Source organism: Pseudomonas vancouverensis (assembly GCF_004348895.1).
GTDB classification, from domain to species: Bacteria; Pseudomonadota; Gammaproteobacteria; order Pseudomonadales; family Pseudomonadaceae; genus Aquipseudomonas; species Aquipseudomonas vancouverensis.
Genome location: NZ_RRZK01000017.1, coordinates 161,743 through 181,361, shown reverse-complemented (window position 1 = coordinate 181,361; position 19,619 = coordinate 161,743). Strand labels below are relative to the sequence as shown.

22 protein-coding genes are annotated in these 19,619 nt (G+C 60.7%); 15 read left to right on the top strand and 7 right to left on the bottom strand.

From position 1 onward, the window contains the following. Window positions 1-411 precede the first annotated feature (411 nt). The gene (rhtA, locus tag EIY72_RS13825) at window positions 412-1,299 is read left to right on the top strand and encodes a threonine/homoserine exporter RhtA (protein ID WP_093216638.1); all 888 of its coding nucleotides are present in this window, start codon (window positions 412-414) and stop codon (window positions 1,297-1,299) included. Between the two features lie 168 nt (window positions 1,300-1,467). Then, the gene (locus EIY72_RS13820; RefSeq protein ID WP_093216635.1) at window positions 1,468-1,749 is read left to right on the top strand and encodes a hypothetical protein; all 282 of its coding nucleotides are present in this window, start codon (window positions 1,468-1,470) and stop codon (window positions 1,747-1,749) included. 10 nt (window positions 1,750-1,759) lie between these two features. On the opposite strand, the gene EIY72_RS13815 is transcribed toward EIY72_RS13820, so the two are convergent. Next, window positions 1,760-2,320: a TetR/AcrR family transcriptional regulator gene (locus EIY72_RS13815; protein WP_093216632.1), complete on the bottom strand. Its 561-nt coding sequence runs from the start codon at window positions 2,318-2,320 to the stop codon at window positions 1,760-1,762. Window positions 2,321-2,411: 91 nt separating this feature from the next. Here EIY72_RS13815 and EIY72_RS13810 point away from each other — a divergent pair, with 91 nt between their 5' ends. Together EIY72_RS13810 and EIY72_RS13805 are read left to right on the top strand one after the other, a co-directional pair. Beyond that, window positions 2,412-3,140, top strand: coding sequence for an SDR family oxidoreductase (locus EIY72_RS13810; protein WP_093216628.1), 729 nt, complete (start codon window positions 2,412-2,414; stop codon window positions 3,138-3,140). Window positions 3,141-3,173: 33 nt separating this feature from the next. Then, window positions 3,174-3,764: a 2-hydroxychromene-2-carboxylate isomerase gene (locus EIY72_RS13805; protein WP_093216625.1), complete on the top strand. Its 591-nt coding sequence runs from the start codon at window positions 3,174-3,176 to the stop codon at window positions 3,762-3,764. Here EIY72_RS13805 and EIY72_RS13800 read toward each other — a convergent pair. After that, window positions 3,761-4,756 carry a zinc-dependent alcohol dehydrogenase family protein gene (locus tag EIY72_RS13800; protein WP_093216622.1) on the bottom strand — a complete coding sequence of 332 codons (996 nt, stop codon included), beginning with the start codon at window positions 4,754-4,756 and terminating at the stop codon, window positions 3,761-3,763. The genes EIY72_RS13805 and EIY72_RS13800 overlap by 4 nt on opposite strands. Window positions 4,757-4,872: 116 nt before the next feature. On the opposite strand from EIY72_RS13800, the gene EIY72_RS13795 reads away from it, so the two are divergent. After that, window positions 4,873-5,784 carry a LysR family transcriptional regulator gene (locus EIY72_RS13795; protein WP_093216618.1) on the top strand — a complete coding sequence of 304 codons (912 nt, stop codon included), beginning with the start codon at window positions 4,873-4,875 and terminating at the stop codon, window positions 5,782-5,784. Here EIY72_RS13795 and EIY72_RS13790 read toward each other — a convergent pair. The 4 genes from EIY72_RS13790 to EIY72_RS13775 all read right to left on the bottom strand — a co-directional run bounded on the left by EIY72_RS13790 (window position 5,777) and on the right by EIY72_RS13775 (window position 10,004). Continuing rightward, entirely contained in the window at window positions 5,777-7,585 is a 1,809-nt protein-coding gene (locus tag EIY72_RS13790) for an aminopeptidase P family protein (protein ID WP_093216615.1), read from the bottom strand. The two genes, EIY72_RS13795 and EIY72_RS13790, sit on opposite strands and share 8 nt — an antisense overlap. A gap of 69 nt (window positions 7,586-7,654) precedes the next feature. After that, complete coding sequence (locus EIY72_RS13785; RefSeq protein ID WP_093216611.1) at window positions 7,655-8,812, bottom strand: cysteine desulfurase family protein; 1,158 nt, start codon at window positions 8,810-8,812, stop codon at window positions 7,655-7,657. Between the two features lie 206 nt (window positions 8,813-9,018). Beyond that, on the bottom strand, window positions 9,019-9,633 hold the full coding sequence (locus EIY72_RS13780) for a LysE family translocator (RefSeq protein ID WP_093216608.1): 615 nt from the start codon (window positions 9,631-9,633) through the stop codon (window positions 9,019-9,021). 101 nt (window positions 9,634-9,734) lie between these two features. Then, window positions 9,735-10,004: a hypothetical protein gene (locus tag EIY72_RS13775; protein WP_093216605.1), complete on the bottom strand. Its 270-nt coding sequence runs from the start codon at window positions 10,002-10,004 to the stop codon at window positions 9,735-9,737. A 235-nt stretch (window positions 10,005-10,239) separates the two neighbouring features. On the opposite strand from EIY72_RS13775, the gene EIY72_RS13770 reads away from it, so the two are divergent. The 10 genes from EIY72_RS13770 to EIY72_RS13725 all read left to right on the top strand — a co-directional run bounded on the left by EIY72_RS13770 (window position 10,240) and on the right by EIY72_RS13725 (window position 18,133). After that, window positions 10,240-10,698: a VOC family protein gene (locus EIY72_RS13770; RefSeq protein ID WP_093216602.1), complete on the top strand. Its 459-nt coding sequence runs from the start codon at window positions 10,240-10,242 to the stop codon at window positions 10,696-10,698. 142 nt (window positions 10,699-10,840) lie between these two features. After that, window positions 10,841-11,716, top strand: coding sequence for an alpha/beta fold hydrolase (locus tag EIY72_RS13765; protein WP_093216598.1), 876 nt, complete (start codon window positions 10,841-10,843; stop codon window positions 11,714-11,716). Between the two features lie 186 nt (window positions 11,717-11,902). Then, window positions 11,903-13,105, top strand: a complete 1,203-nt coding sequence (locus EIY72_RS13760; RefSeq protein ID WP_093216594.1) for a PepSY-associated TM helix domain-containing protein — start codon at window positions 11,903-11,905, stop codon at window positions 13,103-13,105. Then, complete coding sequence (locus EIY72_RS13755; RefSeq protein WP_093216591.1) at window positions 13,102-13,644, top strand: thiamine pyrophosphate-binding protein; 543 nt, start codon at window positions 13,102-13,104, stop codon at window positions 13,642-13,644. Before EIY72_RS13760 ends, EIY72_RS13755 begins: the two co-directional genes overlap by 4 nt. Next, window positions 13,641-13,970 carry a hypothetical protein gene (locus EIY72_RS13750; RefSeq protein WP_093216588.1) on the top strand — a complete coding sequence of 110 codons (330 nt, stop codon included), beginning with the start codon at window positions 13,641-13,643 and terminating at the stop codon, window positions 13,968-13,970. Before EIY72_RS13755 ends, EIY72_RS13750 begins: the two co-directional genes overlap by 4 nt. Beyond that, on the top strand, window positions 13,967-14,539 hold the full coding sequence (locus EIY72_RS13745; RefSeq protein ID WP_093216583.1) for a DUF6162 family protein: 573 nt from the start codon (window positions 13,967-13,969) through the stop codon (window positions 14,537-14,539). Before EIY72_RS13750 ends, EIY72_RS13745 begins: the two co-directional genes overlap by 4 nt. Before the next feature lie 35 nt (window positions 14,540-14,574). Continuing rightward, complete coding sequence (locus tag EIY72_RS13740; protein WP_093216578.1) at window positions 14,575-15,501, top strand: metal ABC transporter substrate-binding protein; 927 nt, start codon at window positions 14,575-14,577, stop codon at window positions 15,499-15,501. Further along, complete coding sequence (locus EIY72_RS13735) at window positions 15,498-16,334, top strand: metal ABC transporter ATP-binding protein (RefSeq protein ID WP_093216573.1); 837 nt, start codon at window positions 15,498-15,500, stop codon at window positions 16,332-16,334. The genes EIY72_RS13740 and EIY72_RS13735 overlap by 4 nt, the downstream gene beginning before the upstream one ends. Then, window positions 16,334-17,233: a metal ABC transporter permease gene (locus EIY72_RS13730; RefSeq protein WP_093216567.1), complete on the top strand. Its 900-nt coding sequence runs from the start codon at window positions 16,334-16,336 to the stop codon at window positions 17,231-17,233. Before EIY72_RS13735 ends, EIY72_RS13730 begins: the two co-directional genes overlap by 1 nt. Beyond that, entirely contained in the window at window positions 17,234-18,133 is a 900-nt protein-coding gene (locus tag EIY72_RS13725) for a metal ABC transporter substrate-binding protein (protein ID WP_093216562.1), read from the top strand. A gap of 24 nt (window positions 18,134-18,157) precedes the next feature. Here the strand turns inward: EIY72_RS13725 and EIY72_RS13720 are convergent, their stop codons facing one another. After that, window positions 18,158-19,576 carry an efflux transporter outer membrane subunit gene (locus tag EIY72_RS13720; RefSeq protein ID WP_231985589.1) on the bottom strand — a complete coding sequence of 473 codons (1,419 nt, stop codon included), beginning with the start codon at window positions 19,574-19,576 and terminating at the stop codon, window positions 18,158-18,160. Between the last annotated feature and the right edge of the window lie 43 nt (window positions 19,577-19,619).

Sequence of the window (19,619 nt, the reverse complement as noted above, 5' to 3'; positions counted from 1 at the left end):
ACAACTTCAACCACTTGCGCTTCCGATCTCTCGTTAGCGGGAGGCGAATTCTACAGCGTTACACGCTGCTGTCAACACCTCTTTTTCTCCGCTTTCGATCGAGAAGACCGAACCGTTAAAAGAGCCTCACAACACCGCCCTTTCAACTCCTTCCAGGCTTCGATGAACTGAAGCAACCTGCCGCCGAAAACTGCGTAACTCTTTGTTTACCAAGGAGTTTTCCGTTTCGACTGCGCCGGAAGTGGGGCGAATTATAGACATCTGAAATCTGCCGTCAAGCACTGATTCTGGTTTTCTATCAAGAATCGTAAATTCACGGCTTATATATAGACGCGCCTGCAGGGAATGCGCAGTATATTGCCCAACACTTGGCAAACCCATCCTATTTCCTGTCTCGGACGATGCCCCGCAATGAATGATCAGCCTCGCAGCCTGGCCTCCACTCTGTTTTCTGTAGGGCTGCTGCTTGTAGCCATGGCATCGATCCAGTCCGGTGCCTCGCTGGCCAAAAGCATGTTTCCGGTCATCGGCGCCCAGGGCACGACAACGCTGCGGCTGATTTTCGCCAGCGTGATCATGATGCTTATACTGCGCCCCTGGCGGGCAAAGCTCACCGCGAAATCCCTGCGCACGGTGGTCGTCTACGGCATGGCGTTGGGGGGAATGAACTTCCTCTTCTATATGTCGTTGCAGACCGTCCCGCTCGGGATTGCAGTCGCGTTGGAGTTTACCGGCCCGCTTGCTGTTGCGATCTATGCTTCACGCCGCGCAATCGACTTCCTGTGGATTGCCCTGGCTGCTGTCGGCCTGTTGTTACTCATACCGGTCGGGCAAACCTCCGCTGGCATTGATCTGGTGGGCGCCAGTTATGCGCTCGGCGCTGGTGTCTGCTGGGCCTTGTACATTTTGTTCGGGCAGAAGGCCGGCGCCGACAACGGTGTGCAGACCGCCGCACTGGGGGTCATGATCGCCGCGCTGTTCGTCGCGCCCATCGGCATCGTCCATGCAGGCGCCGCACTGCTCACCCCGGCGTTGATCCCCGTGGCGCTCGGCGTCGCCGTCCTGTCCACGGCGCTGCCCTATACCCTGGAAATGGTCGCGTTGACGCGCATGCCGGCGAGAACCTTCGGCACATTGATGAGTATCGAGCCTGCATTCGGCGCGTTATCGGGGTTATTGTTCCTGCATGAATACCTGTCCCTGTCCCAGTGGATGGCCATCCTGTGCATCATCCTGGCGTCAGTCGGGGCGACCTTGACGATGGGCAACGCCGCCAAGCCGGCGATAGCGGCAGATTGATAGCAAGTGTGACTTAGGTCTGGTATTTGCCGCTCATTTAGGCCATGTTTAGCCCCGCCACCCAGAATCAGTCCATGGATCATTCCAATAGGGATATCAGATCGCTTCAAACGAAGGCGCAGACAGCCAGACCCGGGCAGCAGATTCGGGAACGCTTTAAGGACAGTAATGAAACGAATTTTGATTCTGATCGCCGTGCTCGCCATTGCAGGCTGCGCGGCGACCTCGGAAACCCAGGTCAAACGCGGCAAAAAAGGACTGCACATCAACTGTTCCGGACTGTCGTCATCCTGGGACAAGTGCTACGACACAGCCGCCAACTCCTGTGCGCCAAAGGGCTACAAGGTCATCGCCAAGTCAGGGGATGCAGTCGAGGAGCCCGGTGATTATCCATTTGGCCTCAACCCGGCAGGCTATACCAGCCGCAGCATGATCGTCATTTGCAAATAACTGCGTTCCATCAGGCTTTCGAGGACGAGATCTGCCGGCCGATCTCGTCATAGCTCGACTTCAGCACCTGCTGCTGAATGTCGGGACTGGCCAGCATCCTCGCCACAACCAGTGCGCCGATGCATTGCGACAGTATTGCCCAGGCCAGACTGTCGCTGTGCAGTACCCCCGCCCAACTTTGTTGAAGCCGGCAAATCCACTGCTCAGCCTGTTGGCGAATCATCAGGTCCGAACGGGCAATCTCCGCGCCCAATGCCGGTAACGCACAGCCGCTTTCCGGCTGCTCGACATGGGACATGCTCAGATAAACCTTCAGGCAGCGTTCAAGCTTGTCCAGATTCTGTTCTGCCCCCAAGCGCGCAAGGCTTTGACGCAGCTCGCGCTCGACAATGGTCGCGAACAGCTCGTCTTTCGAGGAGAAGTGGCTATAAAAAGCGCCACCGCTCAAGCCGATGGCCTTCATCAAACCATCGACACCGACCGTCGAAAAGCCTGATTTCTTGGCGGATAGCGCACTGCTCTCCAGCAGTTTTTCCCTGGTTTCCAGCTTGTGACTGGCCGAATAACGCATTGCCCTTCTCCCGATATGACCGTCTTGACGCCTGACAAATCGTAGCATAACGTTCGTTTAGTTAACGATCGTTTACTAAAGGGATCTACCCATGAATAACAAGAAGGTCGTATTGGTTGTCGGTGCCGGTGATGCAACAGGTGGGGCGATTGCCAAGCGTTTTGCTCGCGAAGGTTTTGCAGCCTGCGTCACTCGGCGCAACGCGGACAAACTGCAGCCGCTGGTGGATGCGATAAACGCCGAGGGTGGTGAAGCTCATGGTTTCGCCTGTGATGCGCGCAAAGAAGAAGACGTCATCGCCCTGGTCGAACAAATTGAAAGCGAAATCGGCCCCATCGAAGCGTTCGTGTTCAATATCGGCGCCAACGTTCCCTGCAGCATTCTTGAGGAAACCGCCCGCAAGTACTTCAAGATCTGGGAAATGGCCTGCTTCTCGGGTTTCCTCAATGCCCGGGAAGTGGCCAAACGCATGGCCAAGCGCCAACGGGGAACGATCCTGTTCACCGGTGCCACTGCCGGCATGCGCGGGGCCGCCGGATTCGCGGCCTTCGCCGGCGCCAAACACGGAATTCGCGCCCTGGCGCAAAGCATGGCGCGCGAGCTCGGGCCGATGAACATTCATGTGGCCCATGTCGTCGTTGACGGCGCTATCGATACCGACTTCATTCGCGATAACTTCCCGGAAAAGTACGCGACCAAGGATCAGGACGGCATCCTCAACCCCGAACACATTGCCGACAATTACTGGTATCTGCACAGCCAACCGCGCGATGCCTGGACTTTCGAACTGGACCTGCGTCCCTGGAGCGAACGCTGGTAAGCCCCCAATCACAACAAGAAGAGTGCACCGATCATGAGTAAAACCGTGGAGTTCTACTTCGACCTTGGCAGCCCCGCCACCTACCTGGCGTACACCCAGCTACCGACTATCTGCGCACAACACGACGCGCAGCTCGTCTATATTCCGATATTGCTGGGCGGCGTGTTCAAGGCTACGGGCAACGCCTCCCCTGCGACTGTCCCGGCCAAAGGCCAATACATGTTTCAGGACCTGGACCGTTACGCCAAACGCTATGGCGTGCCGCTGAAGTTCAACCCGCACTTCCCGATCAATACCTTGATGCTGATGCGTGCCGTTACTGGCATCCAGCTGCGGGCACCCGATCGCTTTGGCGCCTTCATCGACTGCCTGTTCAAGGCACTGTGGGTCGACGGCCGCCCGCTTGATGAGCCGGAAACCGTCGCAGCAGTCCTCAGCCAAAACGGTTTCGACCCACAGCAAGTGCTGACCCTGACCGCTGATGAAGAGGTCAAGTCCGTGCTCAAGGACAATACCGAGAAAGCCGTGAAGCGGGGCGTATTCGGCGCACCGAGCATGTTTGTCGATAACCGGCTGTACTTCGGCCAGGATCGCCTGGACTTCGTTATCGAGGCCCTGGGTTAGATCTCGACCACCAGCCGACCTGTTGCCGCTCGCGACGCCAGCAGTTCGTGGGCGGCTTCAGCGGTTTCCAGGGTGAACGAGTGCGGGTCCAGCATCGGTTGCAGTTGACCCGCTTCAATCATCTGCGTCGCTGCACGCAGGATCTCGCCGTGATGCTCACGCCCCTTGCCGGTCAACAGCGGCAACAAGGTGAAAACACCGGAATAGGTCGCCGCGCGAAATGACAGCGGTGCCAGACTGTGCTGTCCCCAGCCTAGGCAACTGAGCACATGTCCGCCATACGTCCGCGCGCCCTTGAAGGACGCATCCAGCACTGCGCCACCGACGGTGTCATAAACGATGTCGAAACCCTCTCCAGCGGTGTGTTCTGCCACATAAGCCTCAATCGCCGTATGACGATCGATGAAGGTCGCCCCCAAACGCTCGATGGTTTGCCGCTGAAGCGCGGAACCTGTGGCAAAGACTTCGGCCCCCAAAGCACGGGCAATTTGCACCGCAACATGACCCACTCCGCCGGCGCCGCCATGAATCAACACTTTTTGCCCCGGCCGAACATTCGCCCGGTCCACCAGCCCTTCCCAAGCCGTAATCAATACGAGCGGCAAGCTTGCGGCCTCGCGCATGCTCAAGTTACGGGGTTTACGCGCCAGCAGGCGTGCATCCACCGCTGCAAATTCAGCCAGTGAACCCTGTGCGCCACCGATGCCCGTGGCCATTCCATACACGTCATCACCCACTGCCCAGCCACTTACGCCCTCCCCTAATGCCTCCACGGTTCCCGCCAGATCCATTCCCAATACTGCCGGCAAGGGCTGCTGCGCATGGGCAGCCTGGCTGAAGCGAATTTTTCCGTCCAGTGGATTCACGCCGCTGGCGCTGATCCGGACCAGAACCTGCCCCGCCTTCGGCACAGGTCGTTCAATGGAGGCCAAACGAAACGGCCCATTGGCTACATCAACGATCAGAGCGCGCATGTGTATTGAGTCAGTCATTTCGTGAATCTCCGTCAGGAGTGAATGTAGGACCTATCCTGCGCTCTCCGACTCATTCCTATAAGTCGTTAAATAGCTATAGTGATCATGCCTATTTGGCATTAATGAGATTTCCCATGGACAAGCTCAACGCAATGGCCATTTTCGTGCGGGTGGTAGAGCGCGGCAGTTTTTCTGCTGTCGCACGGGAGTTGCAAACCAGCCAGCCAACCATCAGCAAAGTGCTGCAAGCGCTGGAAACGCAGTTGGGTGGAAAACTGATTGCGCGCAGCACGCGCAAGTTATCCCTGACGGACGAAGGCCAACGCTATTACCAGCAGTGCCGACATATCCTCGCTGCTGTAGATGCGGCCGAACACAGCTTCCAGTCTGGCCGGGAAAAAGTCGCGGGACCGTTGAAGATAGGTTCTTCGGTGAGTTTTGGTCGCCTGCAGATCGCGCCACGGTTGCCTGAATTTCTCAAGCGCTATCCAGGTATCCAGATCGACCTGCAACTGTCGGATCAGAATCAGGACCTGATCAGCGAAGGGCTGGATGTCACCTTCAGAATCGGCGCCCTGAACGACAGCGGTCTGATCGCCCGCCACATTGGCAACACGCACAGGATCACAGTCGCGGCCCCCGAATATCTCAAGCAAAACGGCCAGCCACTGACTCCGCAAGAGCTGAGCCAATACAACTGCCTGATGTTCAACCTGCTAAGCAGTCAGAACCTGTGGGTATACGAAAGCCAGACCGGGCAGCGCCATGAAGTGCGTATCAAGGGCAATGCACAGAGCAACAACTCTGAAGCGATTCGCGAAATGGTACTGGGGGGATTGGGCATCGCGCTGTCACCGCTCTGGCTGTTCAGCGAAGATCTGAAGGCCGGCCGGGTGATCGCGATTTTGCAGGAGTACAGAACACTGTCGCTGCCGATTCACGCTGTGTCCCCGGCGAATCGTCGCCAATCCGCCAGGGTCAAAGCCTTTGTCGACTACATGGCTCAGGCGCTGGAAAACGCGCCCGAGCTAAAACCGGTCAAATAGCCGCGGTGCGCGTGTTCAACCACGCCAGTGCGGCACCTTCGACCAACGGGCTCAAGCGCTCACGCACCTCGGCGTGATAAGCGTTGAACCACTGTTTTTCCTCTTCGGTGAGCATCGAGGTGTCCAGGCAACGAGTGTCGATCGGGCACAGGGTCAAGGTCTCGAACTTGAGGAATTCGCCGAACTCGCTTTTCCCCGCCTCGCGATTCATCGCCAGGTTTTCGATGCGCACACCCCAGCGGCCCGGACGGTAGGTTCCTGGTTCGATGGAGGTGATCATGCCCGGCAGCATCGCCGTTTGCGGCGCAGGAGCAGCCTGGTAGGCAATGACTTGCGGACCTTCGTGCACGTTCAGGAAGTAGCCGACGCCATGGCCGGTGCCGTGACCGTAATCAACGTTATCCGCCCAGATCGGCGCACGGGCGATGGCGTCGAGCAACGGCGAGAGAATGCCTTTCGGGAACTGCGCGCGGGACAAGGCAATCACGCCCTTGAGCACGCGGGTGCAATCGCGCTTCTGTTCTGTGGTCGGGGTACCGACCGGAACCATCCGCGTGATGTCCGTGGTACCGCCCAGATACTGGCCACCCGAGTCGATCAGCAGCAGGCCATCGCCTTCGATCACCGCGTGTTCTTCTTCGGTAGCGTGGTAATGCGGCATCGCGCCGTTGGCATTGAACGCCGCAATGGTATTGAAGCTCAACGAAACGTAACCCGGGCGACGGGTGCGCGCCGCCGTCAGGTATTCGTCGATGGTCAGTTCGGTGATGCGCTCGCGGCCCATTGCCGAATCCAGCCAGGCAAAGAATTCGCAGAGAGCTGCGCCGTCCTGCTCCATGGCCTGACGGATATGCTCGGCATCGGCGAGGCTTTTCTGCGACTTGGCCAAGGTGGTCGGGTTCAGGCCTTCGACCAGTTTTACCCCACTGTCGAGGTTGTCCAGCAGCCCCGCCGTGACGCGGGCCGGGTCAACCTGCAGGCTCGCGCCGCTCGGAATGGCCGCCAGCGCCGCCGCCACTTCACTGTAATCGCGCAGGGTCACGCCGTCTTTCTCGAGGACCGAGCGCAATTCGTCGCTGACTTTGCTCAGCGCCACGAACAGGGTGGCCTGCTGCTGACTGATCAGGGCAAAGGAAACGAACACCGGGTTGAACGAAACGTCGCCACCACGCAGGTTGAACAGCCAGGCGATGTCGTCGAGGGTGGCAATAAAGTGCCAATCGGCACCCCGCGCCTTCAAGGTTTCGCGCAATTTGCCGAGTTTTTCGCCACGGCTGATCGTCGCCTGCGGGGCCTGGTGCTGATAGATCGGCTCGTTCGGCAGGCTTGGGCGGTCGCTCCAGACGCTGTTCAATACATCGATATCGGTACGCAGGCGCGCACCGCGCTCTTCCAGCTTGCCACCCAAAGTGCGCGCCGACGCCACGGCCATGACCGCGCCATCCACGGCGACCACGCCACCTTCAGGGGTTTGCTCGGCCAACCAGTCCAGCGGACCCGGTTGGCCCGGCTGCAGCTTGACCAACTCGATCCCGCTGCCCTTGAGTTCCTTGGTCGCCTGTTCCCAGTAACGACTGTCGGCCCAGACGCCGGCAAAATCCGGAGTGACGATCAGCGTACCGACCGAGCCATGGAACCCCGACAACCACTGACGCCCTTGCCAGTAACCCGGCAGGTATTCGGACAGGTGCGGGTCGGCCGACGGCACCAGCAAGGCGTGAATGCCTTCCCGGCTCATCAGCTCACGGGTTTGTGCCAGGCGCTGGGGCACCGATCCGTTGATCGAAGGCTGCGTACTCATCGTGTCTCCTGCTAACCACTTCATCATTATTGTTGAGTGCCGAGCACTGTCGGCGCTTTTATCGCAGCCTTATTGCCAGAATGCCGGAGCACTGGCGCAGGCTGCCTTGATCAGTTGTACCGCTTGGTCGATATCCTGCTCGGTGGTGAACCGTCCCAGGCTCAAGCGGATGGTGCGACCGGCCGAACGGGCGTCGAGCCCCAGCGCCAGCAACACGTGGGATGGGGTGTTGCTGGCGGAGTTGCAGGCCGAGGTCGCAGAAAACGCGATCGAATGGCTCAACGCCGCCGGGTTGAACTCGCCTTCGCTGAAGGTCAGGCTCAGGGTGTGCGGGATACGGCTGGCCGCGCTGCCATTGAGGCGCACGCCGGGAATGCTCAGCAATTGGTCGAGCAAGCGTTCACGCAAACGCTGGATGCTGGCTTTTTCTTCATCGAACGCCGCTGCCGCCAAGGCAAACGCCGAACCCATGGCGACGATCTGATGGGTGGCCAGCGTTCCTGAGCGCAAACCGCCTTCATGCCCGCCGCCGTGAATCTGCGCCTGCAAGCGTTGTTGAGCGCAGGGCCCTACATACAAAGCGCCGATGCCTTTGGGCCCGTAGAGTTTGTGCGCGGAAAACGACATCAGGTCCACCGGCCACCGGGCCAGATCGATCGCTACTTTGCCCGCGCCTTGTGCGGCGTCGACATGAAACAGCGCGCCACGCTCACGTACGACCTGGCCGATGGCCGGAATATCGTTGAGCGTGCCCAACTCATTGTTGACCAGCATCAGCGACACCAGGAAGGTGTCTTCGCGCATGGCTTCGCTGACCGCTTGCGGCGTGATCAGGCCTTCGGCGTCCGGCACCAGATAAGTCACCGCTACACCGGCGTCCTGCAATTGCCGGGCGGTGTCGAGAATCGCCTTGTGTTCGATCTGGCTGGTAATGATGTGGCCGCCGGCAATCCCGCGAGCCTGGGCCACGCCCTTGAGTGCAAGGTTGTTGGACTCGGTGGCGCCGGAGGTCCAGACGATCTGTTCCGGTGTCGCGCCGACCAGTGCTGCCACCTGGGCGCGTGCCTGCTCAACCGATTGACGGGCCTGCTGGCCGAAAAAATGCGAACTGGACGCCGGATTGCCGAAGTTGCCGGTAAAACCCAGACACTCGACCATGACCTTGATGACCCGCTCATCCACGGGCGTCGTGGCGGCGTAGTCGAAATACAGCGGACGTTTATTCATATAAGACTCGCAGAGCGTGTTCCGGGATCAGGAAGCTCGTGTCTGGAAACGGCAAAGCGCAGCCTTGTGAGCCGCGCGCTGTTTTCAGAAGCTTACCAATACCTGATCGGATGCCGTTAAAGAAAGACCACTTCATTTAAAAGTGCGTAGGAACGCTCCTGAAAAGTCAGCTTAACAGGCATCTGGCAACCGGTTGAAGCAATGCGTCAGCTGAAGCTCTCAAGCAACAGCGGATAGAGCGAAACCACCAGCAGCAACGCCATGCCCCAGTTGAACAGGCGCAACCAGCGCGGGTCCTTCAGAACATTGCGTAACAAAGTGCCACAACCGACCCAGAGGCCGACGCTCGGCAGGTTGATGATGGCGAACACGGCGGCAATCACCACCACGTTGGTGAAATAACCCTGCATCGGCGTGTAGGTACTGATGGCACCAATAGCCATGATCCAGGCCTTGGGGTTGACCCACTGAAAAGCCGCGGCGCCGAGATAACTGATCGGTTTGGCTTCACTCTGTACGCCATCGGAGACCGGCCCGGAATGAGCTATTTTCCACGCCAGATACAGCAGGTAAGCGGCGCCGGCGTAACGCAGGACCGAATAGAGCAGCGGATAGGCCTTGAACACTGCACCCAAGCCAAAACCGACGGCCACCACCAGCACGAAGAAGCCGCAGGTCACGCCGAGCATGTGGGGGATGGTGCGGTTGAAGCCGAAGTTGACGCCGGAAGCCAGCAACATGGTGTTGTTCGGACCGGGCGTGATCGAGGTGACGAAGGCAAACAGGGCAAAGCCCAGCAGCAGGTCGAGTGAGAGCGTCATGGGTGGCAGTCCATCAGGGTCGGTCAGGTATCGACCCTATCTCAGGCCCTGCGCAAAACCCATGGACAGTTGCGCAAAACTTCGGGCAGTACAGTTCTCGATCAGCTTGGACGACCGTGCAGCTGTACGGTGCGTTCGGCGTTCATTTCGCCCTGGTTGTCGAACTTGAACGACTTCTGCGGCACGCCCAGCAGTTGTGCTTTTCTGGCGTGGTACTCATCGAAAGACAGCCCGCGACGATTGAGCTCCTCCAGCGCCAGTTCCTTGCTTTCCTCGGCGCTGTAGGGCCGCAGCTCCGGTGAAACATGAGTGGCACATCCGGCGAGTACGGACACAGCGAGTAACAGCAAAGTGGCGATCAATGGTTTCATGTCTGGCATCCTGGCATCTGGGTTCGGGGCAATGAACACAGGCTACTCGTGCCTCCCAAGCGGCAGAAATCAACGCTTTCAATAGTGGCTATCAGTATTTGATGATCCATGCCGCGTGAAGGGCGCTGCTGCTCGTCGGCCACTCGGTGGCAGAAAAGTGACTGGCCTATATTTATCCGGCCAGTGAAAGGCACGGACCTTTTCCACTCACGAGACAAGAACAGGGAGATCCATCATGAGCGTCAAACCCATTCCAGAGGGTTATCACAGCATCACTCCGTACCTGGGGATCAAGCAGGCCGTCGAGGCCATCGACTTCTACAAGAAAGCCTTTGGCGCCATCGAAGTCATGCGCCTGAGCACACCCGACGGCGGCATCGGCCACGCCGAACTGCGCATTGGCGATTGCCCGATCATGCTCGGCACACCGTGCGAGCAAGGGCCGTTGCGTAATCCGGACAGCGCCCAGTCCGTGGGCCTGCACCTGTACGTGACGGATGTCGACAAGTCGTTCAAGCAAGCCGTTGATGCCGGTGCGACGGTGGTGTCCGAGGTCAAGGATCAGTTTTACGGCGACCGTTCGGGAAGCCTGAAAGACCCCTATGGCCATTTGTGGTTCCTGGCAACGCGCAAGGAAGACCTCACTCAGGAACAAATCGAACAGCGGGCTCGGGAACTGTTCGCCCAAAGCTAAGCATTACCCGTATGGCGAGGGCCTTCCCCCTCGCCATGGAGCTCTTTAAACACGATTCATGAACAGTGGTTCCACACTTTACCGCTTGCCCTGAACGCGCCGTGATTTCACGATGGCGGCATTCATCGCCAGGAGTCACCCCATGTTCGCCGGATTCAGCAAAGACCAGCGTCACGTCAATGGTGTCGACATTGCCTACCGCATCGGCGGCAAAGGACCGGGCCTGCTGTTGCTGCACGGGCACCCGCAGACCCATGTGATCTGGCACAAGATTGCCGAACAATTGGCGCAGCACTTCACGGTGGTGGCCGCCGACCTGCGCGGTTATGGCGACAGCAGCAAGCCAACCGCTGACGATCAACATGCCGCTTACAGCAAAAGGCAAATGGCCCGTGATGGCGTCGAGCTGATGGCGGCGCTGGGCTTCGCACAGTTCTCGATTCTGGCCCACGACCGTGGCGCCCGGGTGGCTCATCGCCTGGCACTGGACCATCCGGCCGCCGTGCAACGCATGGTGTTGCTGGACATCGCCCCGACCCTGTCGATGTACACCCAGACCAACGAAGCCTTCGCCCGCGCCTACTGGCACTGGTTTTTCCTGATTCGCCCGGCGCCGTTGCCGGAAACCCTGATCGAAGCGGACCCCGAAGCCTATCTGCGCAGTGTCATGGGCAGTCGCAGCGCCGGGCTCAAACCCTTTACCGATGAAGCCTTCGCTGAGTACTTGCGCTGCCTGAAATTACCGGGGGCTGCCCGTGGCATTTGCGAGGACTACCGCGCCAGCGCCAGCATCGACCTGGAGCACGACCGCGCTGACATCGACGCAGGCCATCATCTGCAATTGCCGTTGTTGGTGCTGTGGGGTGCCGAAGGCACGGTCGGTCGCTGTTTCGAGCCGTTGAAAGAATGGCAGCAGATTGCCAGCGATGTGCGCGGCAAGGCTTTACCGGCTGGGCATTACATCGCCGAAGAGGTTCCGGACCTGCTGCTAGATGAAGCGCTCAGCTTCTTGCGCTGAGTCTTCAGCGGTCTCCAGTCGTCAGATCTGCCGCTGAAACATTTTCTTTCATATACCCCTTCGGGATTTCTGATTCTCATTCGTCCTATCTAGATGCAGTCCTGTCGCGTCGGCAAAAGCCACGACCGGACCTTCACCGCCCTTGTTCCTGCGATAAGGGCTCTCATCCAGATAAGACGTTCCATCATGTCGAAGAAATCCCGTTCAAAAATCTGGTTCCTGGTGCACAGCTGGCTGGCCTTGCCCATCTGGTTTTTCGTCCTGATCGTCTGCGTCACCGGCACGCTCGCGGTGGTCAGCCAGGAAATCGTCTGGCTGGCCACGCCCTCGATGCGCGCCAATCAGCCTTCAGAGGATGCACCGCTGCTCAGCTACCAGCAGGTCCTGACGGCGGTGAACAAAGCCGAACCCCAGCTCGTGGTCGAAAGCATCAGCCGTCCTGACGAGTCGCACTTTGCCCTCGATGTCGAAGTCAGCTACCCCGACGGGCGCTCGGTGGTGATTTACGTCAATCCGTACACCGGCGTCATTCAGGGCGTCGCCCCTGAGTTCAATTTCCGCGCCTTCACCCGCGCGCTGCACGGCTGGTGGCTGGTGCCGTTCACCAATGGCTACAGTTGGGGCTGGTACCTGGTGTCGCTGCTCGGTTTGCCATTGTTGGCGTCGCTGATCACTGGACTGGTGGTCTACAAACGGTTCTGGAAGGGCTTCTTCAGCCCTACCCTGCGTTTTCGTCACGGCGCGCGGATTTTTTGGGGAGACTTTCATCGCCTCAGCGGCATCTGGTCGATCTGGTTCATTGCGGTCATTTCCGTCACGGGCACCTGGTTCCTGATCCAGGCCCTGCTGTTCGATAACCAGATATCCATCTCTACCGAGAAAATCATTCCGGCGATGTCCCGTGAGGCCGTGCCGATCTCGGCCGATGGTTCGCCGCCCCCGCGCATTGATCTTGACCGTGCCATCGACATCGCCACGCAACGGATCACCGGCCTGGAGGCGAGCTTCGTCAGCCTGCCCGGCAATGCCTACAGCCACCTGGATGTGGGGGGACGCGGCTGGTATCCGCTGATGTTCCAGACCGCCACCCTCAACCCGTACAACGGTGAAGTCGCCGCCTCGCGCCTGATCAGCGACCGCTCGGCGCTGGAGTTCGTCACCGAGTCCATGCGTCCGTTACACACCGGGGATTTCGGTGGGTTGTGGATCAAGCTGATCTGGGCCTTCTTCGGGCTGCTGCTGAGCATGATGGTGCTGAGCGGTCTGCTGATCTGGACCAAACGCACGGCATTGGCCACCGCCAACGCCCTGAAACGCAGCCACAAGAAACAGCAAGGCGTCCAGGTGCCAGTGAGCATGAGCAATCAAACGTCGGAGGCCAACCTGTGAGCAACCTCGCCACCGCCCCGTCACCCTCGCGTCTGCGTCAGTTCTGGCACAAATGGCGTTTCCATCTGAACGTTCTGCTGTTGCTGATTCCCCTCGGCTTCATGCCCAAGTACTTCGCCGACGAGGCGCTGATGCGTGGCGACAGCGGCCTCGGCGAGCGGGAAGTCGGCGAAGTCCAGGTCGGCCCCTGGAGCCTGCGCCTGGCAGAGTTGCGCAACGCTGCGCCGACTCTCGATGGCCCGGCCGGCTACATGAAGGGCTTCAATGCCGCGCTCTGCGAAAGCTGCATCGACCAGGTCAAGGCCACTTACCTGCGCGTCGGCAAACCTCGCAGTCTGCGCGCCGCCGGAGTGATTTTCTTCGGCACGCCGTACCGCATGGGCGCCTCGTTGCCGGTCCCGGAAAAGACCCGGGCGGACGCCGACCTGTGGATCACCATGGAAGGCTGGGACGGCGCCATGCATCAGGCATCCATCCCGTTGAGCCAGGCCTCTCCGGCCACCATCGCCTGGTTGAACAAACAAGGAGGCAAACCATGAACAACGCTTTTCGCCCTATGCACGCCGCGTTGCTGGTGCTGTGCGTCGGCTTCAGCGCCAGCGCCCTGGCCCACAACCCGATGTGCGAATGCAAGGCCATCGATGCCGAGCAGATCAAGTGTACCGGCGGCTTCTCCGACGGCAGCGGTGCGCCCGGCGTGACCCTGGATGTAATCGGCTACGACGAAACCATTCTGCTGCCCGGCAAACTGGGGGCTGACTCGACCGTGACCTTCAAGAAGCCCGGCTCGGAGTTCTACGTGCTGTTCGATGCTGGCCCCGGTCACGTAGTGGAAATCGACCAGGCGGACATTGAGGCCCCATGAGTACGCCAACCACGCAAATCGTCCGCCCGGCAGGCGCCGGCCACGAAACCCTCTACGTCCTGTTGCTGTGCCTGATGATTCTTGCCGTTGCCGGCTCGGTGGTGCTGTGGCACGGCGAGCCCAAGGAAGTGAGCCAGATCGGCAGCCATCAGCTGGATGCCCGGCGCGACCTCAGCGCCGCCGAGCAAGGCATCTATGCCGACTTGCGCGTGACGCTGGACGAGATCCACTTGCTGCGACAGGCCCAACAAATGCTGCCGTCACCCCAGACGCTCGCCGAAGAAGGTTTTGCGCCGTTCGCCCAGGATGCCAGTTCCGTCAGCCGTGGCGGTCATGCCTGGCAGTTGCTTGAGGCCGGGGCTTACTTCGGCCAAAGCCAATCGCCAACGGTTGCCGGTTCCTTTTTGATGCGAACGACCACAGCCAACGACGTGCCGGACATCTGGCTCAACCGTGGCCAGCCGCTCGCAGTGCCGGGCGATCTCAGCGACGCGGCGCTTGAAGGCACCGGCTGGAAGCAGATCGTTGCGCAATTCGATGCCGGTGTGACCCGCCAACATCGGCACTGAACCCTCGCCTTTTCCCGAGAGAAGACCGCTACCCCATGCCTATTCCATCTCCACGTTCTTCAATGCGCCTGCTGCTGATCGGCCTGCTCGCCTGTCTGTTGCCGACGCTGGCCAACGCCGATGTAGACAAGCGCCTGCGTATCGGCATCACCCTGCACCCCTATTACAGCTACGTGGCCAACATCGTCGGCGACAAGGCCGATGTGGTGCCGCTGATTCCGGCCGGCTTCAACCCACACGCCTACGAGCCCCGCGCCGAAGACATCAAGCGCATCAGCGGACTCGATGTGGTGGTGCTCAACGGCGTCGGCCACGACGACTTCGCCGACCGCATGATCGCCGCCAGCGAAAACCCGCAGGTGCCGGTGATCGAGGCCAACGAAAACGTGCCGCTGCTGGCCGCCACCGGTGTCGCCGCGCGAGGTGCCGGCAAGGTGGTGAACCCGCACACCTTCCTGTCGATCAGCGCTTCGATTGCCCAGGTCAACAACATTGCCCGGGCACTGGGCAAACTCGACCCGGACAACGCCAAGGCCTACACCGACAACGCCCGCGCCTACGGTAAACGCCTGCGCACGATGCGTGCCGCCGCCCTGGCCAAACTGACCCAGGCGCCGAATGCCGAACTGCGCGTGGCCACGGTGCACGCCGCCTACGACTACCTGCTGCGTGAATTCGGCCTGGAGGTGACCGCCGTGGTCGAGCCAGCCCATGGCATCGAACCCAGCCCCAGCCAGTTGAAAAAGACCATCGATCAACTGCGAGAACTGGACGTAAAGGTGATCTTCTCGGAGATGGATTTCCCCTCCACCTACGTCGAGACCATCCAGCGTGAATCCGGTGTGAAGCTGTACCCGCTCTCGCACATTTCCTACGGCGAATACAGCGCCGACAAGTACGAAAAAGAAATGACCGGCAACCTCGACACCGTGGTCCGGGCGATACAGGAGTCGGGGGCATGACTTCCAGAGAAGCAATCAGAGCACACCCTGTGGAAGCGAGCCTGCTCGCGATGACGGAGTGTCCTTCAACGGTGATGTCGACTGATCAAGCGCAATCGCGAGCAAGCTCGCTCCCACAGGTTTCGGGGCCGGCGCTGGATTTTGATGAGGTCTGTTTGACCCTCGGCCGCACCACGATCCTCGACAAGGTGACCTTCACGGTCCAACCCGGCAACGTCCACGCCCTGGTCGGTCCCAACGGCGGCGGCAAGAGTTCGCTGATCAAGACCCTGCTCGGGCAAATGCCTCATCAGGGTCGCTTGAGCCTGCACTGGCCCGGCGCCCCCGGGACCATCGGCTACGTGCCACAGGCGCTGGAATTCGACCGCGGCCTGCCGATGACGGTCGACGACTTCATGGCCGCCATGTGCCAACGGCGCCCGGCCTTTCTCGGTGTGAGCAAACACTTCGCGACGGCCATCGGTGAAGCGCTGGAGCGCGTCGGCATGCAGGACAAGCGCAAACGGCGCATGGGCGCGCTGTCCGGCGGCGAACGTCAGCGCGTGCTGCTGGCGCAAGGGCTGATTCCGCCACCGCAACTGCTGGTGCTCGATGAACCGATGTCGGCCCTCGATGAAGCCGGCATCCAGGTGTTCGAACGTTTGCTCGGCGACTGGCGCGCTGCGGGGATCACCGTGCTGTGGATCGAGCACGACCTGGAAGCGGTCGGGCGCCTGGCGGATCGGGTCACCGGGCTCAATCGCCGGGTGCTGTTCGATGCCACGCCGCAACAGGCGCTGACACCCGAGCGCTTGCTGAGCCTGTTTTCGACCCATCCACGGAGCCCGGTCTGATGAGTTACGACGCTTTTCGCCTGCTGGTCCAGGGTTGGGCCTCGGCGGGTTATCTGCCCGAGGCGCTGGCCTATGGTTTTGTGGTCAACGCCTTGCTCGCCGGACTGCTGATCGGCCCGGTGCTGGGTGGGCTGGGCACGCTGGTGGTGGTGAAGCGCTTCGCGTTTTTCTCCGAAGCGGTGGGCCACGCGGCCCTGACCGGTGTCGCCATCGGCATCCTGCTTGGTGAGCCCTACACCGGTCCTTACGGCGCGCTGTTCGGCTACTGCCTGCTGTTCGGCATCTTGCTCAACTTCCTGCGCAACCGTACCGGTCTGGCGCCGGACACCTTGATCGGCGTGTTCCTCTCGGTATCCCTGGCCTTGGGCGCGAGCCTGCTGCTGGTATTGGCCGGCAAGATCAACGTGCACATTCTGGAAAACGTGTTGTTCGGTTCGGTGCTGACGGTCAATGGCAATGACCTGCTGGTGCTGGCCGTGGTCGGCTCGCTGGTGATGGCCCTGGCCCTACCGCTGTACAACCGCATCATGCTGGCCAGCTTCAACCCGCAACTGGCGGCGGTGCGTGGCGTGGCGGTGAAGTCGCTGGATTACCTGTTCGTGATTCTGGTGACGCTGATCACCGTCGCCGCGGTGAAAGTCATTGGTGCGATTCTGGTCGGTGCCTTGCTGGTGATTCCGGCGGCAGCGGCGCGTCTGCTCAGTCAATCGTTGAAGGGCTTTTTCTGGTGTTCAGTGCTGATCGCCACCGTCAGCACCCTGTGCGGGATTCTGGCGCCGATCGTCTTCGACCTGCCGATCCCGTCCGGTGCCGCGATCATTCTGGTCGCCGGCATCGCCTTCGCCCTGGCCGCCATCGCGCGCGGCGTCGTCCCCAGCCTGAAAGGGAACCTCGGATAAATGTCATTTTCTCTGCGTCAACTGAGCCTGGCGATTGCCCTGTGCGCGCTCACCACCACAGGCGTTGCCGCCGACAGCAAGCCCTTGCGTGTCCTGGCGTCGCTGCCGATCACCTACGGTCTCGGTGAGGTGTTGCTCAAAGGCACCGATGTCCGCCTCGAACGCGCCGCACCCGCCAATCTGCCGGGCAGCCGTCAGACCGCCTACTTCACCGGCCGAGGTGCTCCGGCACTGGCCAGATTGGCGACCGACGCCGATGCCGTGATCGGCCTGCGTTCGCTGTGGCCGGACGATCCGCTGTATCCGATCTCACGGCGCAGCAACATCCGCATCGTCGAAGTCGACGCCGCGCGGCCGGTGGACGGCGCCCTGCCCGGCATTGCCGTGCAGCCCGGCAACAAGGTCGATGGTTTGAGCAGCCAGCCATGGTTGTCCAGCAACAACATGGGGCGCATGGCCGATGTGATGGCGGCGGATCTGGTGCGCCTGGCCCCGGACGCCAAGGCAACAATCGACAGCAACCTGGCAACGCTGAAACAGCGTTTGCTCAAGCTCAGCGCCGCCAGCGAGGCGCGATTGGCCAGCGCCGACAACCTCAGTGTGATGAGCCTGAGCGATCACTTCGGCTACCTGATCGGCAGCCTCAACCTGGAGCTGATCGGCGTCGATACACGGCCGGATGCCGAGTGGACACCTGAAGCCCTCAAACAACTGACCGCGACCCTCAAGGACAACAACATTGCAGTGGTGCTGCACCATCGGCAACCGTCGGATGCGCTCAAGGCGGCGGTGGCGGAATCGGGCAGCAGCCTGTTGGTGTTAAGTACCGATGGCGAAGAACCGGTCGCCGAACTGGAAGGTTACGTGGACCTGCTGATCAAGGGCTTGAGCGGCGCTTGAGCTTTCCAGCGCATGACAGCGACCTCAGCGCCCGGCCTGAGCGGCGCTGTGTTCTTGCCAGCCTCCGCCCAGGCTCTGGAACAACGCAACGCTGCCCTGACTGAGCAAACCCTGGGTGTCGCGCCAGTTCTGCTCGGCTTGCAGCAACACCAGTTGCTGGGTCAATACCGATTGCTGGCTGACTGTCCCCGCGTGCTTTTGCGCCTGCGTACTGCCAAACAACTGCTGATTGCGCTGGTACATCTGCTCGTAGGCACTGGCCTGGGCGTGCAGGTGATTGATCGCAGACAGATTGTCTTCAACGTTCTGCAAGGCCCCCAGCACCGTTCCCCGATAATTGGCCACGTCTTGATCGTAGCTGGCCTGGGCCTGCTGTTTCGCCGCTTCCCGGGCACCGCCGTCGAAAATGGTTTCCGCCAGCGCCGGGCCCAGGGTCCAGATACGGTTGGGCAAGGCGAACAGGCCACCGAACGCACTGCCGCGATAGCCGCCCTCGGCCGTCAGGTTCAGGGTGGGAAAGAACGCCGCTTCAGCCACGCCAATACGGGCATTGGCTGCGGCCGCCAGACGCTCGGCCGAGACCACGTCCGGACGGCGCAGCAACAGACTCGACGGCAGCGTTGGTGGCGGCATCGGCAGGGTAAAACGGTAATCCGCCGTGGCCGGCAGATTGAACTGCGCCGGCGCCACGCCCACCAGCACTGCCAGGGCATGTTCGAATTGCTCCCGCGAGCGCTGTGCCGTTTGCAGGTTGGTGATCACGCTGCTCAATTGGTCCTGGGCCACCAGCAATTGATCGTTGGTGGCCGTGCCTTGAACGGTTTGTGCCTGAACCATCTCCAACAACTGTTGATTGATGGTCTGCTGCTGTTGCAACAGGTCGATGTCGATGTCCAGTTGCCGCAGCCCCAGGTAATTGGTCGCCACACTCGCACCGATGGACAGACGCACCCCGGCCAGCAGTGCATCGGACGATTGCAGGGAGGCCTGGCTCGATTCGATGCCACGCCGCACCTGGCCCCACAGATCCGGTTCCCAACTGGCGCTCAGGGTGGCGCTGACCGTTTGTTCGATGGTGCCGCTGCTGTTGCCGGTCAAGCCACTGGTGGTACTGCCACTGGCGCCGCCGCCCTCACCCCGCGCGGCGGACAGACCAACACCCACGGTCGGCCACAGCCCGGCGCGACTCGACGCCACTTGCGCCTGCGCCAGGCGATAGGCCGCTTCGGCGGCAATGATCGACTGGTTGGCGCTGGCTGAACGCTGGATCAGCTCATTGAGAATCGGGTCCTGATAGGCCAGCCACCATTGGCTGTCCAGTGCACCCTGAGGATTAGCCTGCGCCCGTTGCCACTGACTGCCCTCCTTGAAAGTTTGCGGCAGTTCGATGTCCGGTTTCTGGTAGTCGGGGCCGACCATGCAGCTGCTCAACATGAGGCCCATCAGGAGCAACTGCAGCAGCGAGCCGGCTCGGGAAAGCAACAGG

Coding starts and splice junctions, on each gene's coding strand:
- EIY72_RS13810 (WP_093216628.1), top strand. CDS start 2,412: ATGAATAACAAGAAGGTCGTATTGGTTGTCGGTGCCGGTGATGCAACA.
- EIY72_RS13785 (WP_093216611.1), bottom strand. CDS start 8,812: ATGAATAAACGTCCGCTGTATTTCGACTACGCCGCCACGACGCCCGTG.
- EIY72_RS13765 (WP_093216598.1), top strand. CDS start 10,841: ATGTTCGCCGGATTCAGCAAAGACCAGCGTCACGTCAATGGTGTCGAC.
- EIY72_RS13735 (WP_093216573.1), top strand. CDS start 15,498: ATGACTTCCAGAGAAGCAATCAGAGCACACCCTGTGGAAGCGAGCCTG.
- EIY72_RS13795 (WP_093216618.1), top strand. CDS start 4,873: ATGGACAAGCTCAACGCAATGGCCATTTTCGTGCGGGTGGTAGAGCGC.
- rhtA (WP_093216638.1), top strand. CDS start 412: ATGAATGATCAGCCTCGCAGCCTGGCCTCCACTCTGTTTTCTGTAGGG.
- EIY72_RS13725 (WP_093216562.1), top strand. CDS start 17,234: ATGTCATTTTCTCTGCGTCAACTGAGCCTGGCGATTGCCCTGTGCGCG.
- EIY72_RS13730 (WP_093216567.1), top strand. CDS start 16,334: ATGAGTTACGACGCTTTTCGCCTGCTGGTCCAGGGTTGGGCCTCGGCG.
- EIY72_RS13815 (WP_093216632.1), bottom strand. CDS start 2,320: ATGCGTTATTCGGCCAGTCACAAGCTGGAAACCAGGGAAAAACTGCTG.
- EIY72_RS13740 (WP_093216578.1), top strand. CDS start 14,575: ATGCCTATTCCATCTCCACGTTCTTCAATGCGCCTGCTGCTGATCGGC.
- EIY72_RS13775 (WP_093216605.1), bottom strand. CDS start 10,004: ATGAAACCATTGATCGCCACTTTGCTGTTACTCGCTGTGTCCGTACTC.
- EIY72_RS13800 (WP_093216622.1), bottom strand. CDS start 4,756: ATGACTGACTCAATACACATGCGCGCTCTGATCGTTGATGTAGCCAAT.
- EIY72_RS13760 (WP_093216594.1), top strand. CDS start 11,903: ATGTCGAAGAAATCCCGTTCAAAAATCTGGTTCCTGGTGCACAGCTGG.
- EIY72_RS13820 (WP_093216635.1), top strand. CDS start 1,468: ATGAAACGAATTTTGATTCTGATCGCCGTGCTCGCCATTGCAGGCTGC.
- EIY72_RS13780 (WP_093216608.1), bottom strand. CDS start 9,633: ATGACGCTCTCACTCGACCTGCTGCTGGGCTTTGCCCTGTTTGCCTTC.
- EIY72_RS13750 (WP_093216588.1), top strand. CDS start 13,641: ATGAACAACGCTTTTCGCCCTATGCACGCCGCGTTGCTGGTGCTGTGC.
- EIY72_RS13790 (WP_093216615.1), bottom strand. CDS start 7,585: ATGAGTACGCAGCCTTCGATCAACGGATCGGTGCCCCAGCGCCTGGCA.
- EIY72_RS13770 (WP_093216602.1), top strand. CDS start 10,240: ATGAGCGTCAAACCCATTCCAGAGGGTTATCACAGCATCACTCCGTAC.
- EIY72_RS13745 (WP_093216583.1), top strand. CDS start 13,967: ATGAGTACGCCAACCACGCAAATCGTCCGCCCGGCAGGCGCCGGCCAC.
- EIY72_RS13720 (WP_231985589.1), bottom strand. CDS start 19,576: ATGGGCCTCATGTTGAGCAGCTGCATGGTCGGCCCCGACTACCAGAAA.
- EIY72_RS13805 (WP_093216625.1), top strand. CDS start 3,174: ATGAGTAAAACCGTGGAGTTCTACTTCGACCTTGGCAGCCCCGCCACC.